Annotated in this window: 15 protein-coding genes and 1 pseudogene; 3 read left to right on the forward strand and 13 right to left on the reverse strand. The window is 75.7% G+C overall.

Translation table 11 applies throughout. From position 1 onward, the window contains the following. Window position 1: 1 nt before the first annotated feature. On the reverse strand, window positions 2-892 hold the full coding sequence (locus tag ACGFYP_RS14050) for a xanthine dehydrogenase family protein subunit M (RefSeq protein ID WP_361609437.1): 891 nt from the start codon (window positions 890-892) through the stop codon (window positions 2-4). Between the two features lie 381 nt (window positions 893-1,273). Here ACGFYP_RS14050 and ACGFYP_RS14055 point away from each other — a divergent pair, with 381 nt between their 5' ends. After that, a complete protein-coding gene (locus ACGFYP_RS14055; RefSeq protein ID WP_361962151.1) occupies window positions 1,274-2,965 on the forward strand; it encodes a PucR family transcriptional regulator ligand-binding domain-containing protein in 1,692 nt (563 codons plus the stop codon). A gap of 133 nt (window positions 2,966-3,098) precedes the next feature. Here ACGFYP_RS14055 and ACGFYP_RS14060 read toward each other — a convergent pair whose 3' ends face one another. The 11 genes and pseudogenes from ACGFYP_RS14060 to ACGFYP_RS14110 all read right to left on the reverse strand — a co-directional run bounded on the left by ACGFYP_RS14060 (window position 3,099) and on the right by ACGFYP_RS14110 (window position 16,431). Beyond that, a complete protein-coding gene (locus tag ACGFYP_RS14060) occupies window positions 3,099-4,742 on the reverse strand; it encodes an ABC transporter ATP-binding protein (RefSeq protein ID WP_393491657.1) in 1,644 nt (547 codons plus the stop codon). A 212-nt stretch (window positions 4,743-4,954) separates the two neighbouring features. After that, a complete protein-coding gene (locus tag ACGFYP_RS14065) occupies window positions 4,955-6,697 on the reverse strand; it encodes an ABC transporter ATP-binding protein/permease (RefSeq protein WP_393491663.1) in 1,743 nt (580 codons plus the stop codon). Next, a complete protein-coding gene (locus ACGFYP_RS14070; RefSeq protein ID WP_393491667.1) occupies window positions 6,694-8,211 on the reverse strand; it encodes a hypothetical protein in 1,518 nt (505 codons plus the stop codon). Before ACGFYP_RS14070 ends, ACGFYP_RS14065 begins: the two co-directional genes overlap by 4 nt. A gap of 13 nt (window positions 8,212-8,224) precedes the next feature. Further along, window positions 8,225-9,610, reverse strand: a complete 1,386-nt coding sequence (locus tag ACGFYP_RS14075; RefSeq protein ID WP_393491672.1) for a YcaO-like family protein — start codon at window positions 9,608-9,610, stop codon at window positions 8,225-8,227. Next, window positions 9,607-11,169, reverse strand: coding sequence for a CocE/NonD family hydrolase (locus ACGFYP_RS14080; protein WP_393491679.1), 1,563 nt, complete (start codon window positions 11,167-11,169; stop codon window positions 9,607-9,609). The genes ACGFYP_RS14075 and ACGFYP_RS14080 overlap by 4 nt, the downstream gene beginning before the upstream one ends. Then, the gene (locus ACGFYP_RS14085; protein ID WP_393491683.1) at window positions 11,166-12,146 is read right to left on the reverse strand and encodes a hypothetical protein; all 981 of its coding nucleotides are present in this window, start codon (window positions 12,144-12,146) and stop codon (window positions 11,166-11,168) included. The genes ACGFYP_RS14080 and ACGFYP_RS14085 overlap by 4 nt, the downstream gene beginning before the upstream one ends. Window positions 12,147-12,296: 150 nt before the next feature. Next, window positions 12,297-12,431, reverse strand: a complete 135-nt coding sequence (gene amiA / locus ACGFYP_RS14090; protein ID WP_361969358.1) for a streptamidine family RiPP — start codon at window positions 12,429-12,431, stop codon at window positions 12,297-12,299. A gap of 63 nt (window positions 12,432-12,494) precedes the next feature. Continuing rightward, window positions 12,495-13,329, reverse strand: a pseudogene (locus tag ACGFYP_RS14095) (ABC transporter ATP-binding protein). 74 nt (window positions 13,330-13,403) lie between these two features. After that, window positions 13,404-14,447 (reverse strand): FecCD family ABC transporter permease, encoded by a 1,044-nt coding sequence (locus ACGFYP_RS14100; RefSeq protein ID WP_393491690.1) that lies wholly within the window; start codon window positions 14,445-14,447, stop codon window positions 13,404-13,406. Further along, on the reverse strand, window positions 14,444-15,406 hold the full coding sequence (locus tag ACGFYP_RS14105) for a FecCD family ABC transporter permease (RefSeq protein WP_393491695.1): 963 nt from the start codon (window positions 15,404-15,406) through the stop codon (window positions 14,444-14,446). Before ACGFYP_RS14105 ends, ACGFYP_RS14100 begins: the two co-directional genes overlap by 4 nt. Before the next feature lie 2 nt (window positions 15,407-15,408). Then, window positions 15,409-16,431: an ABC transporter substrate-binding protein gene (locus tag ACGFYP_RS14110; protein WP_393491700.1), complete on the reverse strand. Its 1,023-nt coding sequence runs from the start codon at window positions 16,429-16,431 to the stop codon at window positions 15,409-15,411. A gap of 142 nt (window positions 16,432-16,573) precedes the next feature. On the opposite strand from ACGFYP_RS14110, the gene ACGFYP_RS14115 reads away from it, so the two are divergent. Together ACGFYP_RS14115 and ACGFYP_RS14120 are read left to right on the forward strand one after the other, a co-directional pair. Further along, window positions 16,574-17,860 (forward strand): hypothetical protein, encoded by a 1,287-nt coding sequence (locus ACGFYP_RS14115; RefSeq protein ID WP_393491706.1) that lies wholly within the window; start codon window positions 16,574-16,576, stop codon window positions 17,858-17,860. A gap of 169 nt (window positions 17,861-18,029) precedes the next feature. Next, entirely contained in the window at window positions 18,030-18,818 is a 789-nt protein-coding gene (locus ACGFYP_RS14120; RefSeq protein ID WP_361969395.1) for a hypothetical protein, read from the forward strand. Between the two features lie 208 nt (window positions 18,819-19,026). On the opposite strand, the gene ACGFYP_RS14125 is transcribed toward ACGFYP_RS14120, so the two are convergent. Continuing rightward, the gene (locus tag ACGFYP_RS14125; protein WP_393491713.1) at window positions 19,027-20,913 is read right to left on the reverse strand and encodes a hypothetical protein; all 1,887 of its coding nucleotides are present in this window, start codon (window positions 20,911-20,913) and stop codon (window positions 19,027-19,029) included. Window positions 20,914-21,016 lie beyond the last annotated feature (103 nt).

Raw genomic sequence — 21,016 nt, forward strand, 5'->3', positions numbered from 1 at the left:
GTTATGCAGCTCCCTCAAGCGTGCGGCCGGTGCCGCGGTACTGCTCCCAGGTCCAGCCGAGCTGGCGGCGGGCCATGATGCCGACGGCGTGGCGGCGGTATTTGGCGGTGCCACGGACGTCGTCGATCGGGTTGGCGGCGCCCGAGCAGAGGTCGGCGAACTGCTTCGCGATCGACGGGGTGATGATCTTGCCGCTCTCCCAGAAGCCGCCCTCCTCCAGAGCCGCGTTCAGGAAGGCCTCGGCCTCCTTGGCGCGGATCGGGGTGGGCGCGGCCGAACCGATGCCGGTGCGGACCGTGCGGGTCTCCGGGTGGAGCGCCAGGCCGAAGGCGCAGACGGCGATGACCATCGCGTTGCGCGTACCGACCTTGGAGTACTGCTGGGGGCCGTCCGCCTTCTTGATGTGGACGGTCTTGATGAGCTCGTCGGGCTGCAGCGCGTTGCGCTTCACACCCGTGTAGAACTCGTCGATCGGGATGAACCGGTTGCCACGCACCGACTCCACCTCGACCTCGGCGCCCGCCGCGAGCAGGGCCGGGTGCGCGTCTCCGGCGGGGGACGCGGTGCCCAGGTTGCCGCCGACGCCGCCGCGGTTGCGGATCTGCGGGGAGGCGACCGTGTGCGAGGCGAGCGCGAGGCCCGGCAGCTCGGCCCGGAGGTTCTCCATGATCTGGGTGTACGGAACGGAAGCGCCGAGGCGGACGTTCTCCTCGCCGACCTCCCACTCGCGCAGCAGCTCGATACGGTTCAGGTCCAGGAGGTACTCGGGACGCCGGTGGTCGAAATTGATCTCGACCATGATGTCCGTACCACCGGCGATGGGCACGGCCGTGGGGTGCTCGGCCTTGGCGGCGAGCGCCTCCTCCCAGCTGGCGGGGCGAAGGAAGTCCATGGTGGCTCTCTTCTTGTGCTTCTAGTGATCGGGGGTCGGTCTGACGGGCCCGGGGGGACGGCCGGCCCTCGACTTCGAATTCATGTTCACGTGCTGTTAACGCGATGTGTGGCCTAGTACACAAGCCCTGCCGCCCGGGGTGCAGTCACCGAAAACATGAAGGAGTTGGCTGGTGACCTTGTTCGTCTTGTAGATTCGAACGAAGGGCGATGCTCAGTAACCTCGCCGTTTTCCCCTGGAAACCGTGGCACCACGCCACCGGCGACAACGCGACAGTCTTCGGGACCGTCGAACCTTCCGTCGCCCCCCGGGGAGCACGACGGGCGAGTACCCCCGAGAGTGACAGACGAGTGACGGACGAGAAGGAACGGCGGCAACGAGATGCGGCTGCGCGCATTGCTGGAAACCGACGCGCTGGGGCTGCGCCTGCTCGGTGGTGAGGACGAGCTGGACCGCACCGTTCGCGGCGTGATGACCACGGACCTCAAGGACCCCAGCCGGTATCTGTCCGGTGGCGAGCTGGTGCTCACCGGCCTCGCCTGGCTCCGCGAGCCCGCGGACGCGGAACCGTTCGTCCGGATCCTGGCCTCCGCCGGGGTGGCGGCGCTCGCCGCCGGCGAGGCGGAGCTCGGGGACATCCCCGACGATCTCGTACAGGCGTGTTCTCGCCATCGGCTGCCGCTGTTCGCAGTTAACGAAACCGTTGCGTTCGCAACGATTACCGAACACGTTGTTCGACAGGTGTCCGGCGAGCGGGCCGGCGACCTGGCGGCCGTCGTCGACCGTCACCGCCGGCTGATGACCTCCGGACCGGCGGGCGGCGGCCCCGAGGTCGTCCTCGATCTCCTCGGCTCCGACCTGGACCTCCGGGCCTGGGTGCTCTCCCCCACCGGACGCCAGATCGCCGGGGCCGGAGAGCCGCTGGAGGCCGCTCTCGCCTCCACCCTGGCCGGCGAGCACCTCGCGGCGACCCGGACCGGACGGCGCGGCCCGCACCGCCTCAGCGTCGCCGGAACGACGTACTCCCTCTTCCCGATCCGCAACACCGGGCGCGGCGCGGCCCCCGCCGCACGAGACGTCCGGGAGACCGTGCTCTCCGACTGGCTGCTGGCCGTCGAGGCCGACGCGGGCGACTGGCCGGCCGCCCGGCTCGACCTGCTCCAGGGCGTCACGCAGCTGATCGCCGTCGAGCGGGACCGGCGGGACGCGGCGCGTACCGTACGGCGCCGGCTCGCCCAGGAGGTCCTGGAGCTGGTCCAGACGGGCGCCGCGCCCGCCGAGATCGCCGCCCGCCTGCGGGTCGCCGCCCCGGTCCTGCTGCCCGGCCTGGGGACCGCCCCGCACTGGCAGGTCGTCGTCGCCCGCGTCGAATGGGACCCGGAGGGCGGAGCGGGCACGGTGGACACCGGCCCGGTCGCCCAGGCGCTCCTGGAGGAGATCCTCGTCGACCCGGCGACCGTGGGCGCCGACTCCGCCGACCGGATCGCGGTCGCGCACCACGGGGACGAGGCCATCGCCCTCGTACCGCTGCCCGCGGGGCCCCTGCCGGACAGCGAGGACGAGGGCACGACCACCCTGGGCCTGCACGCCGACGCGCTGCTCGCGGCCGTACGTGACCCTCTGTCGTCCGGTCTCGCCGACGACGGCCGCCTCACCCTCGGCGTCAGCGCGGCCGTCCACTCGGCGGAGGGCCTGCGCGGCGCCCTGGAGGAGGCCCGGCACGCTCGCCGCGTCGCGGCCGCACGGCCGGGCCGCGTGTGCGCGGCGGGCCACCACGAGCTGGCCTCGCACGTGCTGCTCCTCCCGTTCGTCCCGGACGACGTCCGGCGCGCCTTCACGGCCCGCCTGCTGGACCCGCTCCGCGACTACGACCGCCGCCACCGCGCCGAGCTGATCCCCACGCTGGAGGCCTTCCTCGACTGCGACGGCTCCTGGACCCGCTGCGCGACGCGTCTGCACCTGCATGTGAACACCCTGCGCTACCGGGTGGGCCGGATCGAGCAACTGACGGGCAGGGACCTGTCGCGTCTGGAGGACAAGCTCGACTTCTTCCTGGCGCTGCGGATGTCGTAGGGGCGGGCAGGACGGGGGCTGGCGGGGGCTCCCGGGGCCGGGTACGGCCCCAGGAGGTTCCCCAGGTCCCCATGGACCCTGCTGACCTGCCGAGGCGCGTAAGCAGGGCCCACGGTGGTCAGGGCCCCGGTGGTCAGGGCGTGCGGGTCAGGAGGGCCTTGAAGGGGCCCTCCCGGGCGGTCAGCTGCTCCCAGGTGCCCGCTTCCGTGACGCGGCCGCCGTCCAGGACCGCGATCCGGTCCGCGCGGCGGATCGTCGAGGGCCGGTGGGCGATGACGACGGTTGTGCGGGTCGCCGCACCCGGCGCGGCCGCCAGGGCACGGGCGAGGTCGGCCTCACCGGCGGCGTCCAGGTTCGCGGTCGTCTCGTCGAGGACCAGGATCCGGGGCCCGGCGAGCAGGGCCCGGCCCAGGGCGACGCGGGCCCGCTGGCCGCCCGAGAGCGTGGCGCCGCGTTCGCCGACCGCGAGGCCGGAGACGAGGTGCCCCATCCCGCACAGCTCGGCCACCTCCCGTACCCGCTCGTCGGACGCGTCAGGGGCCGCGAGCCGCAGGTTGTCGGCGAGGGTGCCGTGGAAGAGCGGCGCGTCCTGGCCGACCACGGCCACGGCGCGGCGCAGGTCGGCGTCGGTGAGGTCCCGTACGTCGACGGCATGGTCGCCGACCAGCTCCACGGCGCCGGCGGCCGGGTCCCAGAACCGGGCGAGGAGATGCGCCACGGTCGACTTCCCGGCTCCGGAGGCGCCGACGAGGGCGACGGTCTCCCCGGCCCCGACGGCGAGGTCGACGCCGGCGAGGACCTCCGTACCGCCGTAGTCGAAGCGGACGCCGCGCAGCCGCAGGCCCAGGGGCCCGTCGGGCAGCGGGACCGGCCGCTCCGGCGCCGGGGCGCCCGGAGGGGCCTTGACGGCGGCGCCCACGCGGGCGGCCGCCGCCCGAAGACCACCCGCCTGGCCCAACGCGGCGGCGGAATCCGCGACGGGCGCCAGGCAGCCCAGGGCCAGGGCCATCGCGGCGGGGGCCCAAGGACCGCTCAGGGTGTGCGCGGCGGCCGCGACGACGCCGACGACCGCGGCGACGACGAGCAGGTCGCGTACGGCGGCCGCGCCCGCCTCCCAGGTGTGCTCGGCCCGCTGCGCGTCCCCGAGCCGGCGACCGTACGCGCGCAGCCGTTCCCGCCGCCGGTCGAGGGCTCCGAAGGCGAGCAGCTCGCGGAGCCCGTCGACGGTCTCGACGGTCTCGGCGGAGAGCACCGCCGCCGCGTCCCTGGTCCGCGCCCCGCGCGCCGCGCGCCCGCGCCCGTCGAGGACGGGGCCGAGGACGAGGAGACCCGCCGCGGGCAGGACGGCGGCGAGCAGCCACGGGTCGACGATGCCGAGGACCGCCGTACCGGTGGCGAAGACGGCGCCGGAGGCGAGGAGTTGGGCGACCGCGTGCGCGTAGAAGAACTCGAGGGCCTCGACGTCGCCGAGCGCGGCGGAGGCCAGGTCTCCGCTGCGGCGCCCGGCGATCCGCGCGGGCGCGCTCCGGGCGAGCCCGTCGAAGACGCGGACGCGCAGCTCGGCGAGGACGCGGTAGGCGAGGTCGTGGGAGAGGTCCATCTCCCGCCAGGTGGCGAGGGATCGCAGCAGCACGAGCCCTACGAGGGCGAGCACGGTACGGGCACCGGGCGCCTCCCCCTCCACGACGGCCGTCCCGACGGTGTGCGCGGCCAGCGTGACGAGCCCGACGAGCGCCACCTGATCGACGAGCGCGGCCCCGAAGGTCCGCACGGTCATCCCCCGATGGGCCCCGAGGACGGGAAGCAGGGCCCGCAGGGAGCGGGGCGGGGGCTCGGGGGCGGGGGCTGGGGCTGGGTCTGGGTCTGGGTCTGGGGACGTCGTCGGACGGGTGGGGCTCGGGGGCGGGGGCGGACCCCCGCCCGCTCCCGGCCCGCCCGGCTCGGAGGCCCTCTCGTCCCCGGCCGTGTCGCCCTTGGCCATGTCGTCCCTCACGCCGCCGTCTCCTCCTTCGTCGTGCTTCCCGCGGCGAGCAGCCGCGCGTACAACCCCTCCCGCTTCCGCAGGGCCGCGTCCGTGCCGATCGCGTCGACCCGTCCGCCGTCGAGGACGACGATCCGGTCCGCGTCCCGTACCGACGCCAGGCGGTGGGCGACCACCAGGCAGGTGCGCCCGCGCGCCGCCGCGCGCAGGGCGCGGCCGATGTGCGCCTCGCGGCGTTCGTCGACGGCGCTCGTCGCCTCGTCCAGGACGAGGACGGGCGCGTCGGCCAGCAACGCCCGTGCCAGGGCGAGCCGTTGGCGCTGACCGCCCGAGAGCGTCGCGCCCCGCTCGCCGACGACGGTCTCGTAGCCGTCGGGCAGCGCCCGTACCTCCTCGTCGATGCCCGCCGCCCGCGCCGCCGCCCTCAGTTCGGCGTGCGTGGCGTCCGGCCTCGCCAGGCGCAGATTGTCGGCGACGGAGGCGTGGAAGAGGTACGTGTCCTGGGAGACGACCGCGATCCCGCGCCGCAGGGACGCCAGCGTGTACGAGCCGTGGTCCGCGCCCCCGACCATGATGCGCCCGCCGTCCGGGTCGCCGCCCTGCCGCAGGAGCAGCCCGAGGAGCGTGGACTTGCCCGCGCCCGACGGGCCGACGATCGCCGTGGTCCGCCCCGCCTCTGCGGTGAACGTGACGCCCCGCAGGGCGGGTTCGGGGGCTCCGGGGTGCGTGTGGCGGACGTCCTCGAAGCGGATCTCGGGCGCCTCGGTCCAGGAGGCGACGGTCCGCCCGGTGTCCGGGACGGTGCCGACCGAGGTCCGCAGCGCCGCGATGCCGTCGGCGGCGGAGATGCCGAGGTAGCCGGAGTGCCATTCGCGCGAGAGGTCCCGTACGGGCCGGAAGCACTCGGCCGCCAGCATCAGGACGAGGTACGTGCCGGTCGCCGTCGTCCGCCCGGACACGGCGGAGGCGCAGGCGACGAGGGCGGCGGCGACCGTACCGCCCTGGACGGCGAGGTCGGTGATGCCCGTGTCGACCAGGGAGACGCGGAGCTTGGCGACGGTGGCCCGGTGGAGCTCGGCGGACCGCGCCTCAAGGCGGGCCCGGGTCCGCGCGACCGCGCCGGCGGCGCGGAGGGCGGGCATGCCCTGGAGAGCCTCCAAGTAGTCGGCGGACAGGGCCTCGTAGGCCCCCCAATGCTCCTGCCCGCGCCGCGCGAGCAGCCGGTCCCACCAGCGGGGCGCGAAGAGCGCGAGGAGCAGGGCGGGCGCGAGCACGAGCGCGGCGTACGGCTCGACGAGGGCGACGGCGAGGAGGAGGGCGGGGGGTACGGCGACGGTGACGAGGAGCTGGGGGAGGTAGCGGGAGACATACGCGTCGACCCCCTCGACGCCGTCGACGAGCGTGGCGCGCACGGCCCCTGCACGCGCGTCGGCGGCACGCGGCGCGCCGAGGACGCCGAGCCGCGCGAGGAGGGTGTCGCGCAGCCCGGTCCGAACGGTGGCGCCCGCGCGCACGGCTGCCCGCCGCTGGAAGCAGCTGAGCAGGGCCCGTACGACGACGGCCCCGAGCACCCCCGCGAGCAGCGGGCCCAGCCCGTCGGTGGCGCCCCGGGCGATCCGCGCGAGGGCCAGTGCGAGCAGGACGGCCTGGATGAGGTGCGTGGCGGCGAGGCCGACGAGAAGCCCGGTGGCGACGGCGAGCCTCCCCCACGCGGGCCGCACGGCACGGACGAGCTCCGGGTGAACCATCATGACGGCGGGGCTCCTTGCGGGGGTACGGACGGGTTGGTCGGAGGACGTGAAGGGCGGCGGCCGAGGGCCAGGGCGTGGAGGATCGGGCCGCTGCCCGGTGGGGCGCCGAGGGCCGCGCCGAGGTCGGCCGACTGCCAGGAGCCGACCGGTCGGGACGGCAACCCGGCCGTGCCGGCCAGGACTTGGGCGAGTCCCACGGCGTATCCGGCGCCGAGGTGCGCGCGGCGGACCTCGGCGGCCGGAGCGCCGTCGGGGCAGCCGTACGCGAGGAGTACGGCTCCGGCCTCGGCGAGCCAGGCCTGACCCGCCGCCCAGCGCGCGAGCGTGGGCCGGGCGTCCCCCGTGGCCAGGAGGCGCAGTTCGGGGCCGCCGAGGACCGCCGGCTCGGGACCACCGACGGCCACGCACCAGCGCACCCCCTCGGGCCCGGCCGCCTCGACGACCCGTACGAGACGGACCAGTTCGGCACGGTCCGGCACCCCACGGAAACCGGGCGCCGCGCTCCGACGAACCCCCGCGGTCTGCACGATCCCGGCCCGCTCGACGCCGTCCGGAACCCCACGCAAGCCGGGCGCCGCACCTCGGCCAGCCTCAGCAACACCGGTCGGTCCGACGCCGTCCGGGACCCCGCCGGAGCCGCGCGACGCGCGACGACCGGGCCGGGTCCGCGCAGCTACCGGCGCCGGCCCGGCTGCCACCGTCACCGGACCCGCCGTCGCCACCACCACCGGACCCGCCACCACCGGGCCTGCCGCCACCGGCACCGGCAGGCCCGGGAAACTGGACCAACTGCCCTTCCCTCCCCCGCCGGTGACCTCCCGCAGCACTTCCCACGCCGCGACAAGCACGGCGGGTGCAGGCCTCCCAGGCCCCACCGGCGCATCCCCGGGGCCGTGAGCCGCCCAGCGGGTGAGGACCTCTACCACGGGCCGACCGCCCGGCCCCAACCACACGGCCGCCACGGCGTGTTCGAGCTCGCCGAGGCCCGGCGTCGGGAGCAGGCCCGCCGCGGCGGCCAACAGCGCCCCGTCCGCGTCCCCGCAGTACGCCTCCGCCCCCGCCAGGGCGAGCGCGGCGAGCGCGTGGCCCGTGTCGAGGAGGAGCAGGGGCCAGGCGCGGTGACCGTAGTGGGAGACCGTACGGCGGGCGGTCACCGTCAGCACCGCGGCCACGCCCGGCGGTGCGTCGGCGGGCGCGCCGCTCCGCGCGCGGAGGCGATGGGCGCCCGGGTCGTACGCGTACCGCCCCGGCGCCAACTCCCCTCCCGGCCCCACCAGCAGGTGGGCGTTGACGGGGTGCAGCGCCCCCGCCGAGGCGGCGGGCCGAAGCCGCCCGCCCGCGAGCGCCCCCGCGAGCACCGCGTCCAGCTCGGCCGGCACGCGCACCGCCTCCCCCGGCCATGCGGCGACGGCCGCCCCGGCGGGGAAGTCCGGCCCCGGCTCGCGCGGCGACCGGGCGAGCACGAGCGCAGCACGGAGCCCGCCGCCACCACCGCAACCGTCCTCGTACGTCATCGTCTCCCCGCCCTCACATGTGCGGCGGCGGCGCGAGCGTGAAGTCGCCCGGGGCCGTCGGGGCCGTGGTGCGCCAGCCGCGTTCGAGCGCCGCGCGGCCGAAGCGGTCGCAGCCGAGGTACGCGAAGGCCGCCGGGGCGTTCGGTACGAGCCCGGACACCAGCACCCGCGCCACCCGCAGGGGCGTCTCGGCGATGTCCTCCGTCGTCAGGTCGACGGTGATCAGTCGGTGGCCGCCGGCCGCGAGCGACGCGTCGAGGGCGGCCCGGCTTCCGGCCGGGATCGCGTCCACGGGGACGACGCCCAGCGCCGGTTCCGTGAAGCGGCGGGCGTACGAGGCCATCCTCGGGTCCAGCCAGACCTGGACGTGCGCGCCCAGGTCCCGTACCGCCGCGAAGTCCTCGCCGGTGTCGTCCAGGTAGCGCCTGTCGGCCCGGTGGTCGAGGTACAGGCCGCGCGCGAGCATGCCCGCGTCGATGGCACGGAAGACCCAGCCGTCGGCGTCCACCGCGCCCTGTGTGAACACCCACGTGTGGACCGCCTCCAGGACCGCCTTGCGAGCGGCCTCCGCCGGGTCGTAGCGGCAGGCGAACCCGGCGGCGTGGATGCCGCGTTCGGGGTCGTACACCCACGCGGCGACGCACGGCGCGAACTCGGAGGGCATCTCGACGATCCGGACGTCGAGCCCGCACCCTTCGAGGTCGCGGTCGAGTCCGGGCACGGAGCGCGGGTCGATGCCGCGCGTGGGTCCGTCGAGGTGCCACCACAGCTCCAGGGCGTCCCGCTCGACGACTTCGAGGAGTCCGCGTTCGACGGCGTCGTCGAAGCCCTGCCCCGTGGCGATGCCCGCGTAGTTGAGGTGGTGGGTGCGCGGCAGCGAACGCAGGTCGCCCTGGCGCCAGTTGAGGTGACTGAGCGAGACCGGCACCCAGCACTCTCTGGGGCCACCCTCGCCACCCTCATGCCCCCGGGCCCAGAGCGCGGGGGTGTCGGCGTCAAATCGGCGGTAGGGGAAGCGGGGGCGCGCGTACTGCCATTCGGCGTACGTGGGCACGTCACCGGGGCCGTACAACCTCCGCCCCTCCGCGAGGAGTTCGGCGGCCGTGGCGAGGCGGGGCGCGCCCGGGTGGCCGGGCGGCGGGATCCGGTTGCCGCAGTAGCGTTCGACGGCCTCGGCGACGGCGGCGAGGCGGGCACCCTGCGGGTCGCCGAAGGTGGTGCCCAGGGAGACCCGGTCGGCGGGCCAGGCCCCGAACCGGCGCGCGTCGGCGACCTCGGCGGTCATGGCGGTGTAGCGGGGCGGGGCGCCGGTGGGGTGCGGAACGGGCTCGACTCCGCGTATGAGCCCGCAGACGGGGTCCACGAGCGCGTCGAGGGACGGTACGCCGGTGAGGGTCAACGGAGTATCTCCTGTACGGGATCGATGGCGGCGGTCCGACGGGTCACGGGCAGCAGCAGGGCGCTGCCGGCCATCCGTACGGCCCGCCGGGAGGGCAGCAGCCGGGTGGCGGTGACGGGGTCCTCGCCGGTGTGGGGGTTGCGGGCGTGCGCGGGGAAGTGGTGTCCGGCGACCTCGACGCGGAGCCGGACGCCTGCGTCCAAGCGGCGCGCGAGGTACCCGAGCGGAACGGTCAACTCCCGTACCACCGAGCTCTCTTGACCTTCCGACCGCACGACGCCGGTGGCCAGCGGCTCGGCCCGGCCGTCCGGGCGGAGGGCCACGAGCCGCACCACCCAGTCGGCGCTCCGCCCCTCGGCCGCCGTCGCGACGAGCCGTACTTCGGCCTCGCCGTGCAGGTCCAGGGGGCGCGGCAGCGGCGGGCCGACGAGCAGACAGCGGTCGGGCGCGCCGTGCTCGTCGATGTCGAGCCGGTCGGACCGCACGGGCCGCCCGGGCTCGGCGACGAACTCGGCCCCACGCACGAGCCGCAGCCCGGCCCCCTCGCCGAAGCGATACGGGACGAGGCGCTCGTGCTCCGGATCGGGAGGCGGCGCACCGGGGCCCCGGATCTCCGATGCCGCCGCGCGCCAGTGGGCGCTGCCGCCGAGGCCGATCGCACCGCGCCGCCCTGCGAGGGCTCCGGCGAGCGCCTCCCGGGCCCAGCGTGCGTACAACACGCCGAGGTCCAGGTGGTGTTCGGGACGCGCCTCGGGCGCGGGGGTGGCGGTGAGGCCGTGGCCCCAGGGGCCGAGGAGGAGCCTGGCCGGGCCGCCCCAGGAACGCCAGAGCCGGATCGTCTCGGCGGCGAACGGGTCGCGGCTGCCGCCGACGGCGAGCAGCGGCACACGGGCCGACGCGGCCCGCTCCCAAAGCCCCTCGTCGCGTCGGGCGGCCCAGACGCCGGGCCAGGACGCGAGCGGGAGCATCTGGGCGACGGGGAGCCGGTCGAGGAGGTCGGGGGTGTCCCGCAGGGTGCGCGCGAGCGCCTGGTCGTCGGAGTCGGCGCGGTCGCCGTGCGCGAGCCACCATCCGGCGCGGGCCGACAGCCGTTCCACCCCGGTCGCCTCCCGCGCCACTTCACCGGGTCCGAGCGCGGGTACGGCGACGATCACGGCATCGGGCCCGCGCCCGACGGCGCCGTGCTCAGCGACGACGTGCTCATCGGCCCCGTGCCCAGCGTCCCCGCGCGCCAGGAGGGGCGCGAGGGCGCAGTGGGCGGCGTACGAGGCGCCGACCGCGACCACGCGCCCGTCGCTCCACCCCTGGGCCCGGATCCAGTCGAGGGCGGCGGCGCCGTCGGCGGCCTCGGAGCGGTAGGGCAGCCAGGCGCCCTCGGAGGCGTGCCGCCCGCGTACGTCCTGGCCGACGGCGGCGAACCCGCGCGCCGCCCAGGCCCGCAGTTCGGCGCGGTGGCGTCGCCGGTCGTAGGGGGTCCGGAGGACGACGGCGGGGTGGGGGCCCGCGCCGTCAGGGAGGCAGAGGTCGGTGGCGAGCCCGCCGATACGAACGCTCCTCACGCCGCCCCCTGAGCCCTGCCGGGACGAGAGGCCCTGTCGCGACCGGCCTCGACCGCCCCTGGAGCCCCTACAGCCCCTTGAGCCCCCACGATCCCCGGGCCCCCGGTCACCTCAGGGACCGGCAGGATCGGGTGGGGTGTGATCGTGAGGTCCCGTACGTCGATACGGCGCAGGGTGCGGCGGGCCGCGCGGAAGCGTGGGCAGTCGGGGCCCGTGGCCCAGGCGAGGAGATCGGCGGTCAGGAGACCGGCGGTGAGGGCGGCGGAGGCCGCGTGGTGACCGGGGCCTTCGTCGCCGGCGCGCAGGCCCTTCCAGTAGGCGGCGAGTTCGCGGTGTGCCGGGGTCGCCGCGAGGCGGCGGAGTCGTACGTCGGCGGAGGTGACGTCGCCAGGACCGCAGGCCGGCGGCTCCACCCACACGTGACCGCCCTCGCGGTGGCAGCGCAACCAGGCCGTGCCGCCCTCCGAGAGCCGGTCGGCCTCGTCCCAGAGTCCCAGCGGAACCGGCCCGTCGAGACACCAGACGACGGCGGTCAGGTGCTGGGACTCGGTGGCCAGGTCGCTCAGGTCGCCGGGCTCGACGTCCCGGAACTCCCCACCCAGGTCCCGTACGCACCGGGCGAGCGGACCGGTGAGGACAGGGTCCCCGAGGGCGAGCACCGTCCGCCCGGCGAGGGACCCGAAGGGCCGGGCGGCGGGGACGGACGGGTCCCGCGTCGCGTATCCGGCCTCCTCGAACGCGGCGACCAGGTAGGCGAGTTCGCCCGCGGCTTGACCGCCGTCCCCGCCATCTCCGGCGTTCCCGCCATCTCCGCCGTCCCCGCCGTCCCCGCCGTTCGTGAGCCGGTTCACGAGCTCCTCGGGGGCGGCCGCGCCGGTGTCGACGCGAAGGAACTCCCCTTCGGGCGTGCGCACGGCGAGCCCCTGGTCGGGGACGGTGACGAGGGCGACACCGGGGGCAAGTCGGGCGGTGGTCACGGCGGTTCCTCCTGGACGGGCGGGTGGTGCGGAAGGGTCTGGAGACGGGTGGGGCCCGCCCGGGAAGGCGATCCGGGCGGGCCCCCGGGCGTCCGGCTCAGCGCCGGACCCCCGGAATCAGATGTCCGGCTCAGGTACCGGACACCGGACTCAGTTGTCCGAGTCGGTGCCCGCCTCGACGGTGTCCTCGAAGGGGTTCTCGACCAGAGCGTTCGAGTGGGTGGCGGACAGGTGGGCGAGCTGGCCCTGCTCAGCGATCGGGCTGAACACCTTGTGCTGCTCCATGAGTTGACTCTCCATTCGTTGCGGATGGGTCACGCCGTCCGGATCGGCGGCGCACCCCCGACATTAATGAATATGATTTTCATTTCGCAAGTTCCTCAGCGGATTCCAGAGGGTGATCCGGGTAACACACGGGCCACCCGCCCACCGGGTCACGCCCCACCCGCCCCGCCACACCGAGCACTTCAGCCAGCAGGGCAGGGGTGACGACCTCCTCGGGCGGCCCGTCGGCCGCCACCAGCCCCTCCCGCAGCGCCACGATCCGGTCGGCGAACCGCGCCGCGTGGCCCAGGTCGTGCAGCACCATCACCACCGTCAGACCCCGCTCCTCGCGCAACCGCACCACCGTCCGCATCACCTCCAGCTGGTGCCGCAGGTCCAGATAGGTCGTGGGCTCGTCCAGGAGCAGCACCCGGGTGTCCTGCGCCAGGGCCATCGCCAGCCGTACGCGCTGCCGTTCACCGCCCGACAGGTCGTCCACCGGCCTGTCCGCCCAGGCCTCCACCCCCACGTCCGCCATGGCCCGCGCGCAGACCTCGTCGTCGCCCTCGCGGAGCATGCCGAGCGGCCCCCGGGCCGCGTACCGGCCCTGCCGAACCAGCCGACGTACCGTCATTCCAGGCACAGAAGGCGCCGATTGGTGGAGGATCGCCACCCGGCGGGCCGCCGCGCGGCGTGACATCCGCGCCAGGTCGTCGCCGTCGAGCAGCACCCGACCGGCGCCCGGCTTCAGGAGCCCCGCGCAGAGCCGGAGCAGTGTGGACTTGCCGCATCCGTTCAGCCCGACGAGGGCGACCAACTCCCCCGCCTGTACGTCCAGTTCGACACCCGCGAGCACCTCGCGACCCGGATAGCCGAACCGCAGCCCTTCCGTACGGATCGAGCCGACGGCCGCCGCCACCTCCGCCGCATCGACCTCCTCCGCCGCCTCCGCCGCCGCCACTGGCGGCGTCCCTAGGGACCCCGTGATCCTTCTCATCTCTCCTCCGTTCCTCGACGGGCCACGATCAGCAGCAGCGCCGCGCCCACACCGGTGGTCAGCGCACCCGTCGGAATGCTCAGCCGGTCCATCCCCAGGGCGTCCGCGAGGACGGGCGACAGCCACTGGGCGGTGGCGTCCGCCCCGCCCACGACCACCGCACCCAGCAGTGCCGCGCCCGGCAACGCCCTGCGCAGATCGGCCCCGAAGAGCGCGAGGGCCAGGTGCGGCACCAGCAGGCCGACGAATCCGAGGGCGCCGACCACGGCGACCGCGCCCGCCGTCAGGGCCACGGCGCAGACGAGCGCGGCGAGCCGGGCCCGGCCGGTGCGCAGGCCGGCCGCCGCGGCCTGTTCGTCGCCGCAGCGCAGCAGGGTCAGCGGCGCGGCAAGCAGACAGGCGGCCAGGGCCCAGACCAGCGCCCACGGCCAGAGCAGCCGCCAGTGCTCCATGACCCGGCCCTCGGTGGAGCCGACGAGCCACTGCACGACGCTGCCGAGTTCGCCGGGCGCCACGAGCAGGACCATGGCGGTGAGCCCGGACAGGACCGCCGAGACCAGGACTCCGTGGACGGCGGTACGGTCCGGGTCGCCCCGGTCCCGGCCCGCGAGCAGCCAGAGCAGTCCGGCCCCGGCGAACCCGCCCGCGCACGCGGCCACGACCACCGCGAGCGGGGACTCCCAGCCCGCGAGACCGAGCCCGGTCGCGGCCACCGCGCCGAGGACGGCGCCGGGGGTGACCCCGGTGACCTCGGGCCCTGCCAAGGGGTTGCGCAGCGCCGACTGCAGGACGAGCCCGGCGAGCGCCAGGCAGGCTCCGGCGGTGACGGCCACCAGGGTTCTGGGGAGCCGGAGTTGGAGCACGACGTGGCGCGCGAGGGGCTCTCCGCCGCCCCGCAGGACCTCGGCCACGCCCTGCGCCCCGACGGCCCGCCCGGCCACGAGCCCGCCCGCGACGACGAGCCCGAGGGCAACGCCGAGGGCGCCGAACACCACCCACCCGGGCACCTGCCGAACCCGTACCGACGCGGTCACGGTCATCGCTTCTCCCCCGTCCGCAGCAGAGCGACCCCCGCGGGGACGCCGAGAAGGGCCGTCCAGGCGCCGACCGGGGTCTCGATCGGGGCCAGGGCGAGGCGGGCGGGCTGGTCGGCGCAGATCACGACGAGGGCGCCGAGCGCCGCCGACCAGGGCAGCCAGGTCACCGCTCCCGCGTCCGGCCGAAGCCGGCGGGCAAGGTGCGGGGCGAGGAAGCCGACCCAGGCGATCGGGCCGCAGACCGCGACGACGGGGGCGATCAGGAGCACGGCGAGCCCGAGCGCGGCGAGACGGGCGCGCCGCACCCGTACACCCAGCGCGCGGGCGTCGTCGTCGCCGAGCCGGAGCACCCCGAGGACCGGCGCGCAGAACACGAGCGCGGGGACGGCCACCGCGAGCCAGGGCCACAGGCCGGTGACGTCGTCCCAGGTCCGGGCGGAGAGGCTGCCGAGCAGATAGCGGTAGACGATCTGCAGGTCGAGCTGGTCGGCGAGGACCATCAGGACGAGCAGCGCGGCCTGGAGCGCGGCCGCGACGGCGGCCCCGGTGAGCAGGACCGCGCTGGGGCTGCGCCCGAACCCGGCGGCGAGCAGGGTGAGCAGCCCGCCGAAGGCCGCGCCGCCGAGGGCGAGCAGCGGCTGTGCGAGGAGCGGCACGGGCAGGGCCAGGACGAGCGGCGCGGCGACACCGAGCGCCGCGCCGCCGGAGACGCCGAGCATCTCCGGTACGGCGAGGGGGTTGCGGAGCGCCTCCTGGAGGACGAGCCCGGCGGCCCCCAGGCAGGCCCCGGCCACGAGGGCCAGGACCAGCCGGGGAAGGCGCAGTTCGGTGAGGATCACCCGGGCGGTCGCGCCGTCGGCGTCGACGTCCGGGAGGAACAGCGCGCAGGCGACGGCCCCGGCCAGAACCACCGCACCCGCCAAGACCGGTATTCCGTCTTCTGACTGACGGAGCGACAGCATGCTCACCGCAGCGCGGCCGTCGCCTCGTCGAGGACGAGGCCGAGCGACCGGGTGCCGCGCCCCTTGGCCCAGACCTCGGCGTCGACCTCGTGGACGCGGCCGTTCTTGACGGCCGGGATCTTCGACCAGAGCGGGTTCTTGGCGAGCTTGTCGGAGAGCCGCTGCCCGGGGGCCGCGGGGCCGCCGAAGGAGAGGGTCTCGACGAAGAGGACGTCGACGTCGCGGGCGAGGATCTCCTCCATGCTGTACGTGCCCTCGACGCCGCGGCTCTTCCACGGGTAGTCGGCGATCGACGGGAACAGCCCGGCGGCGACGTCGTTGCCGGGGGTGGCGACGCCGAAGTTCTCGTCGCTGCCGAAGATGATCAGCGCCGTCCTGTCGCTGCGCTTCTTCTCCGCCGCGGCGAGCTTGGCGCGGAAGGTCTTCTCGGCGGCCTCGCCCTGTTCCGTACGGCCGGTGAGGGCGGCGAGGTCACGCAGATAGCCCACGCTTTCCTGCCAGTTGCCGGGCTGCACGGGCCAGAAGACGGTGGCCCCCTTGAGCGCGGGGGCGAGCTTGCCGTGGGTGTCGGCCAGGCCGATCACGAGGTCGGGCTCGTACGAGAGGATCGCCTCGGTCTCGGGGCTGAGGAAGCCGCCGGGGACGACGGGGATCTTCGCCGCCTTCTCCTTGCCGAGGAACTTCTCGTGCGCGAGGAGGGCGGAGTTGGTGGCGGCGGGCTCCATGCCGAGCTCGGTCAGCATGTCGTCGCAGAGGGCGACGAGGCAGACGATCTTCTTCGGCGGGGCGGGGGTCGTGACGGTGACGCCCTCGGCGTCGGTGATGGTACGGGCGGCGGCGATCGGGCGGACGGTCGTATCGGTCACGGACCCGCCGCCGGACCCGTTCCCGGACCCCTTGCCGGAGCCGTCGCCCGCGCCCTTGCCGTCGCCCGCGGTGGCACCGCAGCCGACGAGCAGGGTTCCCAGGACGGCGGCGGCCGTCCACCGGCGCGCCTTTCGCAGCATGAGCATCCTGCGCGACATGTGTTCCTCGGTTCTGTGGTCGTCCCGGGGTGAGGGCAGGCGTGTGCGGCGGGCGCCCCGGGCCTGCTGGCACCGCACAGAGTGCCACATGATAATCATTATCAATAACATCGCAGCCCCGCACCCCACCCCCGGAGCCCCCATGCCACTGCCGCCCCGCCTCCTCGTCGCCGACCAAGTCGCCGGAGGCATACGCGTGTTGGACCTGCCCAGCGGTACGACCGTGGGCGTCGTCGAGGGCCGGCACCTCGCCGAGCACGCCGGCTTCCTCGCCCTGCCCGGCGGCCGGAGCGCCTTCGTCGACGACCTGGCGGGCGAACTCGTCGTCCTCGACCCGTACGGCCCCGACGCAGGCCGCCCCCTGGTCGAGACGACGGCCCCCGTGGCGACCCCGGCGGAACATTTGGCGACGGACGCCTCCGGCCGCCTCGTGGCGGTGACGACGGGCCTCGGACGCAACGAGGAGCCGTGGAGCGACCTCCTGACCCTGATCGACCTCCGCCCGGACCTGACCACCCTCACCACCCGGACCCAGTCAGGCACGGTCAACGCCCGGGACCACGTCGTACGAGCCCGCTCCGTGCGCGTACGGACCCGGATCGGCGAGCCCGGTGTCGCGCTGCTCGGGGACGAGGACCCGCTCGTCGTCCTGCGGCACCGCGAACCCGGCACCCTCTCCGCGTACGCCGCCGAGAGGCTCCTCGCCGCCGCGCCCGCCTGCCCCCCGGTCTCCCCCGACCACGAACTCCCCCTCCCGGACCACGACGGGCACGGTGACGCCCTCGACCCGTACAGCGGGCGGCTGTTCGCCGCGGCCGGCTCCGGCGTCCACCGCGCCCGCCGCGAGGACGGCCGCCTCGTCGCCGAGGAACCGCTCGACTGGGCGGGCCCCGGGCGCGGCTACTACCTCCGGCTCGACCCGGTCCGGCGCACCCTCTGGTCCTGCGTACGCGGCGGTCCCGCCGACCCGGGACGGTGGCCGGAGTGGACCAACGACGCCTGGTTCCACGACCTCGCGACCGGCCGTACGGGACGCGTGCCGCTCGGCCCCGGTCTGGTGTTCCGGCTCGCGGTCGCCGCCGCGCACATCGCGTACGCGCGGGTGCACCCCGACGGCGACGAACTGGTCCTGCTGGACCCCTCCACCACCCCCCTCCCCCGCATCACCGCCCGCCTGCCGCTCCCGCCCATGGACGGCGCTCCGCGTCCGGGCGGCACGCCCTGGGACGGCGTGCAGCGGCGGGCGATCGCGGCCTCGCCGGGCGCCGCGTACACCGCCGTCACCCGAGGCGGTCATGGCGAGGTTCATCTCTTCGAGGGAATACGGCCCCTGACGACGTTGAAGGTGCCGACACCCCTGGACGACGGCGGCCACATCGCCCTCGTGGCGCCGGGGGACGGGGCACAGGCCGATCGGATCGGGCGCTGAGGGTGTCGTTCCGGGGCTCGGACGCACGCGTCCGCATACCGGTCAAGGTTCTGCCTTTGTGAAATCTTTCACCTGACCCCTTGGCCAGCGCCTCGCGTTCGTGCTGAGATGCGGGCTGACCCAACAGCTCAATGGCGCGCTCGGGGAGGGCAATGTGGCGGACACCGCCATGTCTGGTTCCGGAACAACGGGTGGCGAAGATCCGGCCCTTGGCTACGGCGGGGCGACCCCGGTGGAGACGGCCATATGGCGTCTGCGCTCGCGAGGTTGCTGGACGGACGCGGCAGCCCTGCTCGCACCTCGCGCGGCAGAACCTGCTGCCGCGCTGGAGCGGGCGGCCCTCCTGATCGAGCGGTGTCTGTACACCGAACAGGGGTGGGCGGACGCGGAGGAGGCGCTGCGCGCGGCCGAGGCCGTGGCCCAGACGGACGAGGAGCGGGGGGCGGCCGCGTGCGAACGCGGCTATCTCGCCTACGCGTCGACGCTGCTCGGGGTACGCGACCGGGCGGACGAGGCGACCGCGGCGCTCGGCAGGGCGGCGGCGCTGATCGGTCCGGCGGCGGAGGGACGGCCGCTGCTCGACTACCGGCGGGGCCTTGTCGCGCAGAACATCGGCGACTCCCCGCAGGCGGCCCGCGCCGCCTACCGTCGCGCCCACGCGGGCGCGACGGCCCAGGGCGACGAACTGCTGCTCTCCTCCACCTGGCGTCACCTCGCCGGACTCGCCCTACGGGAGGGCGAGTTGGCGGAGGCACGGCACGGCTTCGCCGAGTCCCTCCGCATTCGCGAGGAACTCGGCTACCTGGTCGGCACGGCCCCCGCGCTCACGGCCCTCGCGGACACCGAGACGGAACCGGAGGCCGGTCGCCTCCGCGCGGAGGCGGCCCGCCTCTTCCGCCTCCTGGGCGGCGTCCCGACCTGGCTCGCGGCCCAACTGACGCCTCGGCCCGCGATCTGACGGACAGTCGGGCGATTCTCGCGCCCCTCCGCTCGCCTCGCTCGGAGGGCGCGACCACCATCGCCCCTAGGACCTGCCCGACCGCTCGCCCGAACGGCCCGACCGCGCCCCGCGCGGCGGGCCGTTCGGCTGCCGCCGACTCCCTCGGTGACCGGGGGCCGGTGACCGGGCATCGCCTCAGCCGGGCGTCACCTCAGCCGGACATCGCTCAGCCTGACGTCGGCCCTCGACGCCGTGGCCGTACCCACCCGGGCACCCGTTCCAGGCACAGCAGCGCCTCGTCCATGCCCACCGCCACCGCCCCGTCAGGCATCACCGCGACCGCGCGGACCGGAGGGCCGGGGCGGAAGGGGAGGCGGGAGCGGGTTTCGAGGTCGTGGAGTTCGACGAGGCCGTCGGCCCAGGCGATCGCGAGCAGCGGGCCCTCGGTGGTCTCCGTGGCGTGCAACGAGACGACCGGGACGCGGCGTTCGGCGATCGGGGTGGGGTCCGGGTCCTGGCCAGGGATCCAGCGGCGCACCGTACCGTCGTGGCCGCCGCTGCAGAGGAACGGCCCCGTCTCCGTCTCGACCGCCGTCACGGCCGTGACGCGGCCGCTGTGCAGCGCGGCCTGGTGAATGCCCCTCAGACCGAAGGCGTGGACCGAGCCGAGCCGGTCGCCCACCACCACCGAGCCGCTGATGGCCGCGAGCGCCGTGCCCGGGTGCCGGGTGAGGGTCGCCGCCACGGCCGACGTGAGCCGATCCAGGTACGGCGGCCGGGGTTCGGGCCCGGGGACGGGCAGCAGACGGCCCCGTTCGTCCAGGAGCAGGAGCGCGCCGTCGGGTGCCGGGGCCAGCGTCTTGATCCGGCCGCCCGAGGGGCTCCGCAGCGGCTCGCCCTCGGTCGTCGCGTCGTCGGCGCAGAGAAGCTGCACGGCATCCGTCGTACCCGCGACCAACAGGCGGTCGCCGGAGGCGCCCAGGGCCGTGACCGGTCCCGGCCACGGTGGGGTCAGGTCGCCCCGTACACGGGTCCATCGCACCCGCCAGGGCGCGTCCGCCGCGAGCGCGTGCAGCGCCGGACGGAGCCGGGGGTCCGCCATGTCCCCGAGGGCGCCGAGCAGGACGACGGCCCGGTCGGCCGGGTCCTGGTCACGGCAGAGGGACTGCCCGGTCCGCAGCCACGCCGACCGCAGGCCGCCACGGTCGTCGCCGGGACCGGTCACGTACGCGGTGGTGACGCGCAGCGGGTCCGCCGTGCAGACCGCGACCGGATCGGCCAGGTCGACCGCGTGCCGCGCCTCGTACGGCTCCGACCCCGCCTCCGGGCCCAAGCCCCAACCCCGGCCCCAGTCCCCGCCCGAGCCCCCGACCGAGTCCCCACTCGGCTCCGAGCCGGAGCCCGAGCCCGAGCCGGTGCTGGTGCCGGAATCCGAGCCCGCGCTCGAACCCACCCCCGTACGCGAGCTCTTGCCCTCACCCGCACCCGACCCCGACCCCGGCCCCGATCCGGCGCCCTTGCCCGAACCCGAACCCGGCCCCCGTCTCTGACCCGCACCCGCACCCGGTCCTGCGCCCGACTCCCCCCGCCCCGCGGCGCCTTCGAACTCGCCGTCCAGGTCCACCACCGTGACGCGGCCCCCGTCCGTCAGGAGGTCGTACGCGGGCGTGCCCTTGCAGGTCTCCACGACGAGGCGGACCCGGCCCGAAGCGGCGAGTTCGGCGATCAGGTCGGCGATGGCCTCCGGCTCCGCGGCGGCGTGCAGGTCCGGCAGGACCAGGGCCGCGCGCCGGGCCTCCGTCGTGGCGACGGCCTGGACGAGCTCGCCGGGTGTCCGGGCCACGACGCCGAGCCGGTTCGCGACCGTCCAGGCCGCGCCGAGCGCGCACTGGCCGGCGAGCGGGATCAGCTCGCGCGCGGCACGCCTGCGGCGGGCGCCGGCGCGCGTACCGTGCGCGGCGAGCCAGGCGAGCAGAGCGGACTTGCCCCGGCGAGGGCCGCCGACGACCAGGCAGAGGCGGGGCGCCTCCGGGTCGGTGAGCCAGCCGAGCAGGGCCGCCGCCTCCGCCTCCGTACCGGCGGCCGGGCGGTCTCCGCGGACGGATCCGGTCACGGGCACCTTCCCCACGCCGGGGAGGGAGTCGCGGACGGCATGGGACACCTCACGGACGGCGCTGTGCGGACGGGACGACGGCGACAGCCGACGCGAGGGGTTC

Source organism: Streptomyces sp. NPDC048370, assembly GCF_043200825.1.
Taxonomy (GTDB): Bacteria; Actinomycetota; Actinomycetes; order Streptomycetales; family Streptomycetaceae; genus Streptomyces.